Source organism: Actinomadura rubteroloni, assembly GCF_002911665.1.
Taxonomy (GTDB): Bacteria; Actinomycetota; Actinomycetes; order Streptosporangiales; family Streptosporangiaceae; genus Spirillospora; species Spirillospora rubteroloni.
In genome coordinates this window covers 2083056-2097759 of record NZ_MTBP01000001.1, presented here as the reverse complement: position 1 = coordinate 2097759, position 14704 = coordinate 2083056, and the positions used below count along the sequence as shown (strand labels likewise).

The window sequence follows — 14704 nt, the reverse complement described above, 5'->3', positions numbered from 1 at the left end:
CGGGCCTCCCGGCACTAAACACCCGGCGCCAGGGCCCGCACCGCCTCGGCGGGACCGAGCCCGCCGCCGGGGACGATCGCGAGGACCGGCGTCGTCAGGCCGTTGTCGGTGTACTCGCGGACGCGGGCGCGGCAGTCGGCCGGGGAGCCGTGGACGACGAGGTCGTCCACCACCGCGTCCGGGATCGCCGCGAGCGCGCCCTGCCGGTCGCCCGCCGCCCACGCCGCGTTCATCGGCGCCAGCGCCTCGCCCCGGCCCAGCCACTCGTGGAACGCGCGGTAGACCGGGACGGTCATGTACGCGGCGATCATCCAGCGGCCGATCGCGCGGGCCTCTTCGGCGTCCTCGGTCGGGCAGACGAACAGCCGCGCGACCAGTTCGGGCTCGTCGCCGAGCGCGGCGCGGACGGTCGCGACGTCCTTGGGCGCGAGCCAGTTGGTGATCGCGGCGTCGGCCTCGCGGGCGGCGAGCCGCAGCATTCCGGGGCGCAGCGCGGCGAGCGCGATCGGCGGCGGGGACGCGGGCGCGGTCTCCAGCCGGAAGCCCTTCACCGCGAACGTCTCGTACTCCTCGGTGACCTTCTCCCCGGCCAGCGCGCGGCGCAGGAACCGCAGGGTGTCGCGGGTGCGCTTGTACGGCTCCTCAAACGGAACGTTGTTCCAGTTCTGGACGATCGCGGGCGAGGACGTCCCGATGCCGAGCACGAACCGTCCCGGCGCGAGGTCGGCGAGCGTCGCGGCCTGCTGCGCGAGCAGCGCCGGGCCGCGCGTGTAGACGGGCACGATCGCGGTCGCGAGCCGCAGCGTCGGCGCCCACTGCGAGGCCAGGGCGAGCGGGGTGAACGCGTCGGCGCCGTTGGTCTCGGCCGTCCACGCGTCGGTGTAGCCGAGGGCGGGCAGTTCGTCCACGAGCGCCCGGTGCTCGGCGAGCGGGAGCCCGGTCAGCGGAATCGTCAGTCCCCAGCGCGACATGGTCAGGGTCTCCTTCTTCAGGCGATGGCGGGACGGACGAGCGAGCCGCCGTCCACGACGATGGTCTGGCCGGTGGTCCACGCGGCGGCGTCGCCCGCGAGGAACACGACGGCGTTCGCGATGTCCTCGGGCTCGCCGAGACGTCCGAGCGGGAGCGCCTTGCCGAGCGCGTCCTCGTTCTCCTCCCACAGCGCGCGGGCCAGCGCCGTCTTGACGAGGCCGGGCGCGATGCCGTTGACGCGGACCTTCGGGCCGAGTTCCATCGCGAACTGCCGGGTCAGGTGGATGACGGCGGCCTTGGTGGCGTTGTAGTAGCCGATGCCGTGCTCGGTGACCATGCCGCCGACCGACGCGATGTTGACGATCGCGCCGCCGCGCTCGCGCATCGAGCGGTCCCAGGCGAGCTGCGTCCACTGGACGATCGCGAACTGGTTGACCTGGACGGTCTTGGCGGCGGCTGCGGCGTCGATCTCCACCAGCGGGCCGTAGTGCGGGCTCGTCCCGGCGTTGTTGACCAGGACGTCCAGGCTCCCGAACTCCGCCACGGCGGCGTCCACGCACGCGGCGGCCTGCTCGGCGTCGCCCACGTGCGCGGCTTTCGCGAGGACGCCCACGCCGGGGCTGGCGGCGCGGATCTCTGCGGCGACGGCGTCCAGCGCGTCCTGGCGGCGCGACGACAGGACGACGTTCGCGCCCTCGGCGGCCAGCGCCAGCGCGGTCGCCCGCCCGATGCCCCGGGAGGCGCCCGTGACGAGGGCGGTCTTCCCTTCGAGTCCTGTCCGCATGACGCTCCCCTGTCCCGTGTGGCCGGATCCGTCCCACTGTAGCGAAGTGACTGACGCGTCAGTTAGCTCCCACCAGGAGCGCCCGGCACGGGGCTTCATGTGCTCGTCCTGTTCGGCGTTGCGCGCCTCGCCGCCATGACGATGGACGAGCGCGTCTTGCACATTCCCGGCAGACAAACCACTAAGAGAGCGGATTCGGCGCCTTCCGGGCAAGGAACGGAGCCCAATGCCGGACACGGTGGGCATGCCGCGTGAGACGATCCCCGCGAAGGCAGGAACGAGCGACGGAGCGACGATGCCCGAGCACCCGCCCGCCGACCGGCCGTCCCCCGACGTGGAACGGCTCCCCTCCGGACGGCACCGGCTCCCGCGCGCCTTCGTCACCGAACACCAGCGCCGCCGCATCCTCGGCGCCGTCGTCGCCGTCGCGGGCGTCCACGGATTCGGGCAGCTCACCGTGGACGCGATCATCGCGCGGGCGGGCGTCTCGCGCGCCACGTTCTACATGCACTTCCGCAACAAGGACGACGTGTTCCTGCGCGCCTGCGACGACCTGGCCGCGCGGACCGCGCGCCGCGTCGCCGCCGCCCGCCGCGACCAGCCCGACGCGCTGCGCCGGATGACCGCCGGCCTCGGCGCTCTCCTGTCCCACCTCGCCGCCGACCCGCCCGCCGCCCGAACCTGGATGGTCGAGTCGATGGCGGCGGGCACCGAGGCCGCCGCCCGCCGCGACGCCGCACTCGGGACACTCGCCCGGCTCGTCGCCGCCGACCTGCGCGAACTCGACCCCCGCCACCCCGACCCCGACCTCACCGCCGAAACGATCACCGGCGGCGTCTACCAGGTCCTCGCCACCCGCATCCGCCGCGGCGAGACCGCAGCCCTCCCCGACCTGCTCCCCCGCCTCATCACAGCGGTCTTCATGAAAATCCCGGCCTGCTGCGCCCGCTAGCCCCGCGTGGGGATCCCTGGACCTTCAGGTGTCGAGGATCAGTTCCAGGAGTTCGTCCGGAGCGAGGAAGCCGGACCGCTGGTAGAGGGGGGCGCTGCGGTCGGAGGGCCACACGATCAGCGTGCCGACGGCGCCGGCGCGTGCGTGGTCGGTCAGCGCCTGGAGGAGCGCCGTCCCGATGCCGCGGTCGCGGTGGGCGGGGGCGACGTAGAAGTTCGTCACGTAGCCGATCGGGGCGGTGTCGCCGTGGGGATCGGGCATCCGCTCGACCGGTTGCAGGAAGACATGGCCGCGGATCGCACCTGCCGCTTCCGCGACCCATGCCGACCAGCGTCCGTCGGCAAGACGGTCGTGGATCCAGGACTCGGCCTGCCGGAGGAACACGGCCGCGTCCGGTGGCTCCGGGACGCCCTCGTCCTCTTGCTTGAACGCCCAGCGCAACTCGGCGAGGGACGGCGCGTCCGCGGGCAGGGCCCGTCTCACGTCGAAGTCCATGATCACGCGGAGAGTCTCTCGCGGCCGCGTCCGCCGGCTCGTCAGCGGGCGGTGCGGGCGGCCTTGAGGGCCCAGGCGATCAGCGGGGCCTGGAGGGGGAGGCGGGCGTAGGCGCCTGCGCGGAGCGGGAGGGGCTTGGTGCGCCAGTCGCGGGCCATCTTCACGTTCGCCGGGAAGACGGCGGCCATGAGCGCGGCGGTCGCGTAGCCGCCCGCGCGGCGGGTGCGGGGCAGGGCGAGGGCCGCCGCGCAGGCCAGTTCCGCGACGCCGCTGGCGTAGGTCCAGGCGCGCGGCGAGCCGGGCAGGCCGCGCGGGATCAGCGCGTCGTAGGGGCGCGGGACGGCCAGGTGCAGGGTCCCGGTCGTGGCGAGGACGCCGGCGAGGGACAGTGCGGCGCGGGGCGAGTCGGTCATGGAGGGAGTTTGCACCATCGGTCCAGCGTGGCGCGCGTCTCGTGGTGGACGTCACCGTCCGGTTCGTGGCCGGACGGGGTATTTTTTGTACTGACCAGTCAGTTCAAAAAGGGGAGGGCGAGGTGGCCGCTGAACGGGCGGGTGCTGCCCGCGCCGCCGCCGTCGAAACCGCGGGGCTCACGCTGCGCGGGCCGCGCGGGGCCGTCTACCGCGACGTCACGCTGCGCGTCCCGGCGGGCGGGCTCGTCGCGCTCGCCGGCATCGCGGGCTCGGGACGGACCGCGCTGCTGCTCACCCTCGGCGGGCGGATGCGCCCGTCGTCCGGGACCGCCGTCGTCGGCGGGCATCCGCTGCCGCGCCGGATGCGCGCCGTCCAGCGGGTCGCCGCGCTCGGCGTCGTGACGGGCGTGACGGACCTGGAGCCCGCGCTGACCGTCGGCGAGCACGTCGGCGAGGCGCTGGACCTGCACGACGGGCTGTTCGGCCGGTGGCGGCACCGGGACCGGCGGATCGGCGCCGCGCTGGACCGCGTCGGCCTGGACGTCCCGCTCCGCACCCGCGCGGACGAGCTCGCGCCCGACGACGCCCGGCTGCTCGGCGCCGCGCTCGCGCTCGTCGGCGACCCCGGCCTGCTGCTGCTGGACGACGTGGACGAAGGGCTGCCGCCCGTCCGGCAGCGCGCCCTGTGGGAGCGGCTGCACGCCCTCGCCGGGGACGTCACGATCATCGCGGCCTGCCACGATCCCGGCCCCGCCGACGGGTTCGCGCAGGTCGTCGCACTGCCCGACCCGCGTCCCGTGGAGGCGTCGCGATGAGGCTCCCCGCCCTGTCCGTCGGCGCGCTGGAACTGCGCCGTCTCGGCCGCCACAAGCTCACGATGGCCGCGCTCGCCTCGCTCCTGCTGCTCCCGCTGCTCTATGCCGGGCTCTACCTGTGGTCGTTCTGGGATCCGTACTCGCGGCTCGGCCATGTGCCGGTCGCGCTGGTGAACGACGACCGTCCGGCCGGGCGCGTCCACGCGGGCGCCGACCTGGCGTCGGAGCTGAAGGACCGGCGCGTCTTCGCCTGGAAGTCCGTGGACGCGGCGGCGGCCCGCGACGGGCTCGCCCACGGCCGCTACTACATGGTCCTGACGATCCCGTCCGACTTCAGCGCGCGGATCAACGCGCCGTCCGGGAGCGGGACGCCGTCCCCCGCCGGGCTGCGGCTGGACCTGGACGACGCCAACAACTACGTCGTCGGGACGCTCGCGCAGTCGGCGTTCAAGGAGATCAGCGCGGCGGCGGGCGCCAAGGCCACCCGCACCTACCTCGACCAGATCTTCCTGTCCTTCGGGACGCTGCACGACAAGCTCGACCAGGCCGCGCGGGGCGCCGACAAGCTCGCCGACGGCTCCGGCAAGGCGCACGACGGCGCGGGCGAGCTCGCGGCGGGGCTGAAGACCGCCAAGGACGGCAGCGCGCAGCTCACGTCCGGACTGGGCGAACTCCAGGACGGCACGCGCCAGGTCGCGGCGGGCACCGGGAAGCTCGCCGCGTTCGTGGACCGGACGAGCGACACGATCGTCCCGCTGCTGCGCGACCACGCCCCCGAGATCCGCGACGCGGCGCTGCTCGTCGCCCGGGGCGCCGACGCGCTCGCCGCCAACGCCGGCGCCCTGCCGCAGCAGACGCGCGCCGCCGTCCGGCAGGCCGAGCAGGCGCGGGACGAACTGCGCGCCACGCTCGCGGCCCGCCCCGACATCCCCGCGAACGTCCGCGAAAATCTGCTGCGCGCGTCCGACCGGGTCGTCGCGCTCGCCCGGCAGGTGGACGGCTACGTCCGCGCCCACACCGCCGACCTGCGCGCCCTCGCCGCCGACGCGCGGACCATCGCGCAGCAGGCGAGGAAGGTCGCGGCGGCGGCCCCCGGCCTCGCCGCCAAGGTCCAGAACGCGCGCGCCGACGTCGACCGCCTCAACGCGGGCGCCCACCGGATCAACACCGGCACCGGCCAGCTCCTCGCCGGATCCACGCAGCTCACCGGCGGCCTCGGCACGCTGTCGGGCGGCGCGGTGACGCTCGGCACGGCGCTCGCGCAGATCGCCGACGGGAACCGCTCGCTCGCGTCCGGCCTGGACGACGGCGTGCGGCAGGTCCCCGACTACGGCGCGGGCGAGCGGGCCGGACGCGCCGACATGATGAGCGACCCCGTCCGGCTGACCAGCGTGAAGGAGAACCCGGCGCCCAACTACGGGACGGGCTTCGCGCCGTTCTTCATCCCGCTCGCGCTCTGGGTCGGCGCGATGTTCGTCTACATGATGCTGCGCCCGCTCGGCGCCCGCGCGCTCGCGAGCACCGCCCCGGCTTGGCGCGTCGCGCTGGCGGGCTGGCTGCCGGGCGCGGCGGTCGGCGCGGGCCAGGTGCTCGTCCTGCTCGGCGTGCTGCACTTCGCGCTGGGCCTGGACGCCGTCCGCTGGCCCGGCCTGATCGCGTTCCTCGTGCTCGCGGCGGCGGCGTTCCAGGCGATCGTCCAGTGGGCGAACGCGCGGTTCGGGCCGGTCGGCCGGGTGATCGCGCTCGCGCTGCTGATGCTCCAGCTCACGTCGGCGGCCGGGACGTACCCGATCGAGACCAGCCCCGGCTTCTTCGGCGCGATCCGCCCGTTCCTGCCGATGTCGTGGGTGGTGGACGGCGTCCGGCGCCTGGTCAGCGGCGGCGACCTGACCCCCGTGTGGCAGGGTGGGGCCGTGCTGGCCGCGTTCCTCGCGGGCGCGCTCGCGCTCACCGCGCTCGCCGCCCGGCGCGGCCGGGTCTGGACGATGGCGCGCCTGCATCCGGCGCTGCGCCTGTGAGGGAGGGGCCGGTGAGCCGGGGCACGACGCGCGAGCGGCTGTTCACCGCGGCGATCGACCTGATCGCCGAACGCGGGTTCGCCGCGACGACCGTGGACCGGATCGCCGAGCGCGCCGGGGTCGCCAAGGGCACCGTCTACTACAACTTCGGCAGCAAGTCCGCGCTGTTCGACGCGCTGCTGGACTTCGGGATCACCCGGTTCGCGCGGCGGCTGCGGGACGCGGCGGCGGGCCTGCCCCCGGACGCGGCACTCGACGCGGTCGTCCGCGAGGAACTGGCGTTCCTCGCCGAGCACGAGGCGTTCGCGCGGCTGCTCATCGCGGAGACGTGGCGGCAGGGCGGCGGCGACTGGCAGCACGCCGCGCTGATGATCCGCGAACGCGTCGTCGGCGCCGTCGCGGACGTCCTGCGCGGGGCCGTGGACGCGGGCCTGCTCCGCGCCGACCTGGACGTCCCGACGGCCGCGTCGGCGGTGTTCGGGATGGTGCTCGTCGTCGGGCTGGACTGGCGGGCGCTCCAGCCGGGCCGTCCGCGCGCCGAGGTGGAGGCGACGCTGCTGGACCTGCTGCGCGGACGCCTCGCCGCGGTCTGAGCTAGAGGACGTGGTCGAGGAACGCCCGCGTCCGCGCCTGCTCGGGATCGGCGAGCAGCCGCGCGGGCGGGCCGGACTCCACGACGCGGCCCTCGTCCAGGAACACGACCCGGTCGGCGGCCTCGCGCGCGAAGCCCATCTCGTGGGTGACGACGACCATCGTCATGCCCGTCCCGGCGAGGTCGCGCATGACGCCGAGGACCTCGCCGACCAGTTCGGGGTCCAGCGCGCTCGTCGGCTCGTCGAACAGCATGACGGCCGGTTCCATCGCGAGCGCGCGGGCGATCGCGATGCGCTGCTGCTGCCCGCCGGAGAGCTGCCGGGGATAGGAGTCCTCGCGTCCGGCGAGGCCGACGCGCGCGACGAGCGCCCGCGCGCGCTCCCGCGCGTCGGCCCGGCTCAGCCGCCGCACCGCGACCGGCGCCTCCACCAGGTTCTCCAGGACGGTCAGGTGCGGGAACAGGTTGAAGTTCTGGAACACCATCCCGATCCCGGCGCGCTGCCGGGCGACCTGACGCGGCTTGAGCTCGTGCAGCGCGTCCCCGTGCCGCCGGTAGCCGATCAGGTCGCCGCCGACGTGGACCGTCCCGGCCGCGATCGGCTGGAGATGGTTGACGCAGCGCAGCAGGGTCGACTTGCCCGACCCCGACGGCCCGATCAGGCAGACGACCTCACCCGCCGCCACCTCCAGGTCCACGCCGCGCAGCACGTGCGTCGCGCCGTAGTAGGCGTGCAGGCCGCGGATCGAGACTCCGGCGCTCATGGGGCGTCCTCCGTCGCGGGCCGCGCTCGTCCGAGCCGCGCCCGTAGTGCCGTTCCAGCGCGAACTGGCCCGCCGACAGCACGGACGCGACGACGAGGTACCACAGCGTCGCGACCAGCAGCAGCGGGATGATCAGGAAGTTGCGGCCGTAGATCAGCTCGGCCGAGTACAGGACGTCCCCGACGCCGATCACGCTGACCAGCGTCGTGGACTTCAGCAGGCTGACGATCTGGTTCCCGGCGTTCGGCAGGATCGTCCGCATCGCCTGCGGCAGGACGATCCGGCGCAGCGTCCGGAACCGGCTCAGGCCGAGCGCCTGCGCCGCCTGCGTCTGGCCCACGTCCACGCCGAGGATGCCGCCGCGGACGATCTCCGCCGCCAGCGCCGCCTCGTGGACGGTCAGCCCGATGATCGCGGCGGTGGTCGCGCCGATGAGGTCCTTGGCGTCCACCTGCACGAACGTCGGCCCCCACGGGATGCCGAGGCCGAGCTTCGGGTACAGCGCGCCGATGTTGAACCACACGAGAAGCTGCACGAGCAGCGGCGTGGACCGGAACAGCCAGATGTAGCCGAGCGCCGCGCCGCGCAGCACGGCGTTCCGCGACATGCGGCAGATCGCGAGGACGGTGCCGAGCAGGAAGCCGAGAACGAACGTCAGGCCCGTCAGCCACAGCGTCATGTAGAGACCGCGCACGATGGACTTGCTCGTGAAGTAGGCCCCGACGACGTCCCACTGCATCGCGTCGTTCGTCGCCAGCGACTGCGCGGCGAACACGGCGAGGAACGCCACGACGGCGGCGGAGACCCACTGGCCGGTGCGGCGGACGGGCACGACGCGCGGCGGCGGCTCCTCCTGGACGGGAGCCTCCAGCGGCAGCAGCGATTCGGACACGGCTCAGTCCGCCGGTTCCAGCACGACGAGCACCTGGTCGGCGGCCACGACGTCGCCGAGCGCGCAGCGGACCTCGCCGACCGTCCCGGCCGTGGCGGCGAGGACGCGGTTCTCGGTCTTCATCGCCTCCACCACCGCGACCGTCTGCCCGCTCTCGACCGTGTCGCCGACCGCGACGGGCAGCGCGACGACCGTGCCGGGCATCGGGGCGGCGACGGCACCGACCGCGTCCTCCCCTGAGCCGTCCGCCGCCGCGCCGCGCGCGAGCCGGACGCGGACGCCGCCGACCGCCAGCTCCACCGCGTCCGGCGCGTGCAGCCCGGCCCACGGGACCGCGCCGATCCGGCCGTGGAACAGGTCGCCGTCGGCCGTGACCGTCACGCGGTGCCGGTCGCCCGCCACCGCCACGTCGACCGCGACGTCGGGCCCGGCGGTCCGGACGCCGGTCAGCACGGCCTCCAGCCGCCGGGGGCCGTCCCGGCTGACGACGCGGCCGAGCGGCGCCGCCGGATCGAGGAAGGCGCGGTCCAGCGGGCCGGCCGCGCCGCCCCACGGCGACCGCGCCGCGCCGCTGAGCCGCCGCACCTCGATCGCCGCCGCGCACGCGGCGGCGGCCGGGACCGGGTCCGCGCCGGCGCGCGCCGCCAGGAACTCCCCGACGACCTCGGTGTCGAGCGCGCCGGACCGCACGCGCGGCTCGGCGAGCAGGTCGGCGAGGAAGCCGAGGTTGGTGGTGAGGCCGAGGACGGCCGTGCCGCACGCCGCGTCCGCGAGGCGCGTCAGCGCGGCGGCGCGGTCCGGGCCGTGCGCGACGAGCTTGGCGATCATCGGGTCGTAGAAGGACGGCACCTCGCCGCGCTCGTCGAACGCCGCGTCCACGCGCACGCCCGACGGCCACCGCACGACCTCGGCCGTCCCCGGCGCGGGCCGGAAGTCGGCGTCCGGGTCCTCGGCGTAGACGCGGGCCTCGACGGCGTGGCCGTGCCGGCGGATCTCGTCCTGCCGCAGCGGCAGCGGCTCCCCTGCGGCGACGCGGAGCTGCCATTCGACCAGGTCGACGCCGGTGACGGCCTCGGTGACCGGGTGCTCGACCTGGAGCCGGGTGTTGGCCTCGATGAAGAAGAAGTGGTCGTCGGCGTCGAGCAGGAACTCGAACGTCCCGGCGTTGACGTACCCGACGGCCCGCGCGCCGCGCACCGCCGCGTCCAGAAGTTCGGCGCGGACCGCGCCTGGCAGCCGCGCCGCCGGGGCCTCCTCGACGATCTTCTGGTGGCGGCGCTGGAGCGAGCACTCGCGCTCGAAGAGGTGGACGACGTCGCCGTGCTCGTCCCCGAACACCTGCACCTCGACGTGGCGCGGACGCGGGACGTACCGCTCGGCGAGCAGCCGTCCGTCGCCGAACGCGGCGCGGGCGAGCCGGACGGCGCCCGCGACGGCCCCGTCCAGGTCGGCGTCCCGCTCCACGATCACCATGCCCTTGCCGCCGCCGCCCGCGACGGGCTTGAGGATGACCGGGTAGCCGATCGCGGCGACGGCGGCGCGCAGTTCGCCCGCCGACTCCGACGCGTCCGGCGTGCCGGGCAGGACGGGCACGCCGGACGCCGCCATCAGCGCCCGCGCCCCCGCCTTGTCGCCGAGCGCCGCGATCGTCTCCGGCCGCGGCCCGATCCACGTCAGGCCCGCCCCGGTCACGGCCGCCGCGAACTCGGCGCTCTCGGACAGGAACCCGTAGCCGGGGTGGACGGCGTCGCAGCCCGTCGCCGCCGCCGCGTCCAGCAGCGCCTCGATCCGCAGGTAGCTGCCGGCGGCGGGCGCCGGGCCGATCTCGACCGTCTCGGCGGCGCCGTCCAGATGCGCCGCGCCCCGGTCCGCCTCCGAATGGACGGCCACGAACTCGACGCCGAGCGCGCGGCAGGTGCGGGCGACGCGGCGGGCGATCTCGCCCCGGTTGGCGATGAGGATCCGTTTCAGCATGGCGTCACATCCGGAAGACGCCGAAGCGCGTCGCGCGCTTCGGGGCGGTGGCGGCGAGGGCGAGGGACAGCGACAGCCACTCGCGGGTCTCGGACGGGTCGATCACCGCGTCCACCCAGAGCCGGGCGGCGACGTACAGGGGGCGTCCCTGCCGCTCGTAGTCCTCGCGGATGGGGCGCTTGAACTCCTCCTCCTCGGCCGGGTCGACCGCTCGGCCCCGCTTCTCCAGTTGCTCGGCGCGGATCAGCGCCATCACGGTCGCGGCCTGCTCGCCGCCGATCACCGAGGTCTTCGCGTTCGGCCACATCGCCATGAGCTGCGGGCCGATCGACCGGCCGCACATCGCGAGGTTGCCCGCGCCGTAGCTGCCGCCGATGAGGACGCTGAACTTCGGCACGCGGACGGTCGAGGCGGCGTTCACCATCTTCGCGCCGTGCTTGGCGATGCCGCCCGCCTCGTACTCGGCGCCGACCATGAACCCGTTGATGTTGTGCAGGAACAGCAGCGGGATGTCGCGCTGGGCGCACAGCTCGATGAAGTTCGCGGCCTTCTGCGCGCTCTCGGAGAACAGGACGCCGTCGTTGATGAGCACGCCCACGGGGAAGCCGCCGATGTGGCCCGTCCCGCACACGATCGTGGTGCCGTAGCCGGCGCGGTATTCGGTGATCTCGCTGCCGTCCAGCAGGCGGGCCAGGATCTCCCGCGCCGGGATCGGCTCGCGCGGGTTCGCGCTGATGATGCCCGCGATCTCGCGCGGGTCGTGGCGCGGCGGACGCGGGGTGCGCGGCGGCACGGCGAGCGCGCCCTGCCCGCGCCGCGCGGTGATCTCCCGGACGAGCGCGAGCGCGTGGTCGTCGTCGGCCGCCAGATGGTCGGCGACGCCGCTGGTGCGGGTGTGCAGGTCCGCGCCGCCGAGCGTCTCGGCGTCCACGGTGACGCCGGTCGCGGCCTTGACGAGCTGCGGCCCGCCGAGGAACACCGACCCGGTGCCGCGCACCATGACCGTCTCGTCGCTCATCGCCGGGATGTACGCGCCGCCCGCCGTGCACGACCCCATGACGGCCGCGATCTGCGGCAGCCCGAGCGCCGACATCTCCGCGATGTTGCGGAAGATGCGCCCGAAGTGATGGGAGTCGGGGAAGATGTCCTCCTGCATCGGGAGGAACACGCCGCCCGAGTCGACCAGCGAGATGCTCGGCAGGCCGTGCTCGCGCGCGATCTCCTGGGTGCGCAGGTGCTTGCGGACGGTCAGCGGATAGTACGTCCCGCCCTTGACCGTGGCGTCGTTGGCGAACACCGCGACGGGCTGCCCCGCCACGACGCCGATCCCCGTGACCAGGCCCGACGACGGGACGGGCTGGTCGTACACCTCGTGCGCCGCGAGCTGCCCGACCTCCAGGAACGGCGTCCCCGGGTCCAGGAGCCGCGCGACGCGCTCGCGCGCGGTCAGCTTGCCGCGCGCCGCGTGCTTCGCGCGGGCCTTGGCGCCGCCCCCGGCGACCGCCGCCGCCCGCGCCGCCGCGATGGGCGCGCGCAGTTCGTCGTAGGCGGCGGCGTTGCGCAGGAACTCGGAACCGGACGGATTGACGCGGGAACGCAACAACGTCATCGCGAAGCCCCCTTCGAGAGCGTGGTGCCGCGCACCAGGAACCAGGCGAGCGCGCTCAGCGCGGCGGCCGTCGCCGACCAGGCCAGCTCGGCGCGCAGCGGGGTCGCGGCCAGCGCCGCCAGGCCCGCCGTGGACTGCTGGACGAACCCGCACAGCGCGATCGCGTACGCGCCGTGCGCGGGGTCGGCGCTCGCGGCGGCGGCCATGCTGTTGGGGAACAGCACCGCCTGCCCGAACGTGGTGACGCAGTACAGCGCGATGAACGCGGTGAGGGCCGGGACGCGTCCGGCGTCCAGCGACCACAGCACGACCATCGCCAGGCCCGAGCCGGTCATGATGAGCGCGCCCGTCCGCATGAGGCGGCCCGCGCCGAACCGCGCGACCGTCCGGTTGACGGTCATCGCGCCCGCGAAGTAGGCGGGCGCGAGCAGCAGGCCGACGCCGCCGTAGGCGTCCGCCGCGAGCCCGAAGTGCTGCTGGAACACGAACGGCGCGACCTCCTGGAGGACGACGACCGTCGCGAACCCGAGCCCGCCCGCGTACGTCGGCAGCGCGAACCCGGGCGTCCGCAGCAGCCGCAGCCCGACGCGGAACACGTTGCCCGCCTCCCCCGCCGGGCGCGCCGGGCCGAACGGCAGCGCGAACGACGTCGCGATCGCCGCCGCGCCGACGACGGCGAGCACCACGAACCCGAGCCGCCAGTCGGCGTACCGGGTGAGCAGGCCGCCGGTGAACTGGCCGCCGCCGAGCGCGGTGATGAACGCGATCGACAGCACCGACAGCCGCCGCGCGAGCTGGTCGCCGGAGCCGAGGTCGCGGACGGCGATCCGCGCGATGATCGCGCTGCCGCCCGCGCCGATGCCCTGGAGCGCGCGCAGGACGAGCAGCAGCGCGGGCGATGTCGTCACGGCCAGCGCGACGCAGCACGCGACGAACAGGCCGAGCGAGGCCAGCAGCGGGCCGCGCCGTCCGTACCGGTCGGCGGCCCGGCCCCACGGCACGACGGGCGCGGCGGCGCCAATGACGAACACCGAGATCGACGCCCCGGCGAAGCCGCGCGACACGTCCAGCTCGCGCATCACGGCGGGCAGCGCCGGAAGGTAGATCGTCGTCGCCATCTGGGCCATGAAGACGACCAGGCACGACCAGAGCAGCACGCGCCGCGCGTCGGCCCGCTCCGGCGCGCGGCGGTCCGCGACGGCCTCAGCCACGTTCGTCTCCGCGCAGTTCGTTCAGCCGCGCGCCGAAGCGCTCGATGTCGGCGTCGTCCAGGTTGGCGCGCAGCATGATCCGCAGCCCGGCCCGGCCGCGCGCGATGACGGGGAAGAACAGCGCGGACGTGTAGAAGCCGTCGGCGAGCAGGTCCCGCGCGATGCGGACGGTCGCCTCCTCCGATCCGATGTCGATGAACCGGATCGGCAGGCCGTCGCCCGCGCTCGCCGTCGGGACGAGCCCGTCGAACAGGTCCACCTTCTCCTGGAGTCGCTGCTGGAGCTTCTCCAGCTCGGACGTGCGGTGCAGCGCGGCGGACGCGAGGATCGCGCCGAGCCCGGCCGTGTTGATCCGCTGCGACCAGGTGAGCGGGCCGCCGTAGCGCAGCGCGAGGTCCCGGCGCCGCGCCGACCCGCGCGGGCCGAGGAAGATCGCGCCGCCGGACGCCCCGAAGCCCTTGTTCAGCGACGTGATGAGCAGCGTGCGGTCGTTGATGCCGTCCATTTCCTCCAGGACGAGCCCGCGCCCGTTCGTCCCGAGCGTGGAAATGCCGTGCGCCTCGTCGAAGAACAGGAACAGGCCGTACTTCTCCTGGAGCGCGAGCAGTTCCTTGACGGGGGCGCGCCCGCCCGTGCTGTAGACGCCGTCGGCGACGAACGCGACCTTCTGGTGCTTTCGGCAGAGGTCTTCGAGCGCTTCCAGGTCGTTGTGGCGGATCGTCACGACCTCGGTCTCGTCGGCGACGCTCGGCTTCATCGCGTTGAGGCAGAAATGCGCGTTCTTGTCGAACACCATCAGCGGCGGGACGTCCTCGGTGAACGCGCCGGACGCCACCAGCGGCAGCGCCGACCACGCCGCCGCCGCGCACGACGCCAGCGTCACCGCCTCGACGTCGAACAGGTCCGACAGCGCGTCCTCGGCGCGTTTCAGGATGCCGAAGTGCAGGCGCATCCGGGAGATCGACGTGTTCAGGGAGCGGTTGTCGAGCACCGCCTCGGCGGCGGCCCGGATCAGATCCTCGTGGGAGTCCAGCCCGAGATAGGAGTAGGACGACATGTTGACGAACTCATGGCCGCCCGGCTCCGTGAGGTGACGGCCGTCGCCGAGGTTGGCGGCGACGATCCCCGCCATTCCCTCCGCCGTCGTGACGTCCCAGAAATCGTTGCTGACGCGGATCGTCTTCTTGGTGTTGATAAAGGTGTGCACGGTCGC

14 protein-coding genes are annotated in these 14704 nt (G+C 74.4%); 4 read left to right on the top strand and 10 right to left on the bottom strand.

Features of this window, described 5'->3' with window-relative positions:
• Positions 1-14: 14 nt before the first annotated feature.
• The gene (locus tag BTM25_RS09275; RefSeq protein WP_103562268.1) at positions 15-971 is read right to left on the bottom strand and encodes an LLM class F420-dependent oxidoreductase; all 957 of its coding nucleotides are present in this window, start codon (positions 969-971) and stop codon (positions 15-17) included.
• 17 nt (positions 972-988) lie between these two features.
• Positions 989-1756, bottom strand: a complete 768-nt coding sequence (locus tag BTM25_RS09270) for an SDR family oxidoreductase (protein WP_103562267.1) — start codon at positions 1754-1756, stop codon at positions 989-991.
• Positions 1757-2051: 295 nt separating this feature from the next.
• Between BTM25_RS09270 and BTM25_RS09265 the strand changes: the two genes are divergently transcribed.
• Positions 2052-2708: a TetR/AcrR family transcriptional regulator gene (locus BTM25_RS09265; protein ID WP_103562858.1), complete on the top strand. Its 657-nt coding sequence runs from the start codon at positions 2052-2054 to the stop codon at positions 2706-2708.
• Between the two features lie 24 nt (positions 2709-2732).
• Here the strand turns inward: BTM25_RS09265 and BTM25_RS09260 are convergent, their stop codons facing one another.
• Together BTM25_RS09260 and BTM25_RS09255 are read right to left on the bottom strand one after the other, a co-directional pair.
• Entirely contained in the window at positions 2733-3191 is a 459-nt protein-coding gene (locus BTM25_RS09260; protein ID WP_205648010.1) for a GNAT family N-acetyltransferase, read from the bottom strand.
• A gap of 53 nt (positions 3192-3244) precedes the next feature.
• Positions 3245-3616, bottom strand: a complete 372-nt coding sequence (locus BTM25_RS09255; RefSeq protein WP_103562266.1) for a DoxX family protein — start codon at positions 3614-3616, stop codon at positions 3245-3247.
• Positions 3617-3738: 122 nt separating this feature from the next.
• On the opposite strand from BTM25_RS09255, the gene BTM25_RS09250 reads away from it, so the two are divergent.
• From BTM25_RS09250 to BTM25_RS09240, 3 genes are read left to right on the top strand one after another with little or no spacing between them, the layout of a single operon-like run.
• A complete protein-coding gene (locus tag BTM25_RS09250) occupies positions 3739-4431 on the top strand; it encodes an ATP-binding cassette domain-containing protein (RefSeq protein ID WP_235828310.1) in 693 nt (230 codons plus the stop codon).
• Positions 4428-6449: a YhgE/Pip domain-containing protein gene (locus BTM25_RS09245; protein ID WP_103562265.1), complete on the top strand. Its 2022-nt coding sequence runs from the start codon at positions 4428-4430 to the stop codon at positions 6447-6449. Before BTM25_RS09250 ends, BTM25_RS09245 begins: the two co-directional genes overlap by 4 nt.
• Before the next feature lie 11 nt (positions 6450-6460).
• Entirely contained in the window at positions 6461-7042 is a 582-nt protein-coding gene (locus BTM25_RS09240) for a TetR/AcrR family transcriptional regulator (protein WP_103562264.1), read from the top strand.
• 1 nt (position 7043) lies between these two features.
• Here the strand turns inward: BTM25_RS09240 and BTM25_RS09235 are convergent, their stop codons facing one another.
• From BTM25_RS09235 to BTM25_RS09210, 6 genes are read right to left on the bottom strand one after another with little or no spacing between them, the layout of a single operon-like run.
• Entirely contained in the window at positions 7044-7805 is a 762-nt protein-coding gene (locus BTM25_RS09235; protein ID WP_103562263.1) for an amino acid ABC transporter ATP-binding protein, read from the bottom strand.
• Positions 7714-8697: an amino acid ABC transporter permease gene (locus tag BTM25_RS09230; protein WP_103562262.1), complete on the bottom strand. Its 984-nt coding sequence runs from the start codon at positions 8695-8697 to the stop codon at positions 7714-7716. The genes BTM25_RS09235 and BTM25_RS09230 overlap by 92 nt, the downstream gene beginning before the upstream one ends.
• 3 nt (positions 8698-8700) lie before the next feature.
• On the bottom strand, positions 8701-10671 hold the full coding sequence (locus BTM25_RS09225; protein ID WP_103562261.1) for an ATP-binding protein: 1971 nt from the start codon (positions 10669-10671) through the stop codon (positions 8701-8703).
• A 4-nt stretch (positions 10672-10675) separates the two neighbouring features.
• Positions 10676-12280: an acyl-CoA carboxylase subunit beta gene (locus BTM25_RS09220; protein ID WP_103562260.1), complete on the bottom strand. Its 1605-nt coding sequence runs from the start codon at positions 12278-12280 to the stop codon at positions 10676-10678.
• Positions 12277-13491: an MFS transporter gene (locus BTM25_RS09215; RefSeq protein ID WP_205648009.1), complete on the bottom strand. Its 1215-nt coding sequence runs from the start codon at positions 13489-13491 to the stop codon at positions 12277-12279. Before BTM25_RS09215 ends, BTM25_RS09220 begins: the two co-directional genes overlap by 4 nt.
• Positions 13484-14698 carry an 8-amino-7-oxononanoate synthase family protein gene (locus BTM25_RS09210; protein WP_103562259.1) on the bottom strand — a complete coding sequence of 405 codons (1215 nt, stop codon included), beginning with the start codon at positions 14696-14698 and terminating at the stop codon, positions 13484-13486. The genes BTM25_RS09215 and BTM25_RS09210 overlap by 8 nt, the downstream gene beginning before the upstream one ends.
• Positions 14699-14704 lie beyond the last annotated feature (6 nt).

Coding starts and splice junctions, on each gene's coding strand:
- BTM25_RS09225 (WP_103562261.1), bottom strand. CDS start 10,671: ATGCTGAAACGGATCCTCATCGCCAACCGGGGCGAGATCGCCCGCCGC.
- BTM25_RS09265 (WP_103562858.1), top strand. CDS start 2,052: ATGCCCGAGCACCCGCCCGCCGACCGGCCGTCCCCCGACGTGGAACGG.
- BTM25_RS09220 (WP_103562260.1), bottom strand. CDS start 12,280: ATGACGTTGTTGCGTTCCCGCGTCAATCCGTCCGGTTCCGAGTTCCTG.
- BTM25_RS09255 (WP_103562266.1), bottom strand. CDS start 3,616: ATGACCGACTCGCCCCGCGCCGCACTGTCCCTCGCCGGCGTCCTCGCC.
- BTM25_RS09275 (WP_103562268.1), bottom strand. CDS start 971: ATGTCGCGCTGGGGACTGACGATTCCGCTGACCGGGCTCCCGCTCGCC.
- BTM25_RS09235 (WP_103562263.1), bottom strand. CDS start 7,805: ATGAGCGCCGGAGTCTCGATCCGCGGCCTGCACGCCTACTACGGCGCG.
- BTM25_RS09245 (WP_103562265.1), top strand. CDS start 4,428: ATGAGGCTCCCCGCCCTGTCCGTCGGCGCGCTGGAACTGCGCCGTCTC.
- BTM25_RS09270 (WP_103562267.1), bottom strand. CDS start 1,756: ATGCGGACAGGACTCGAAGGGAAGACCGCCCTCGTCACGGGCGCCTCC.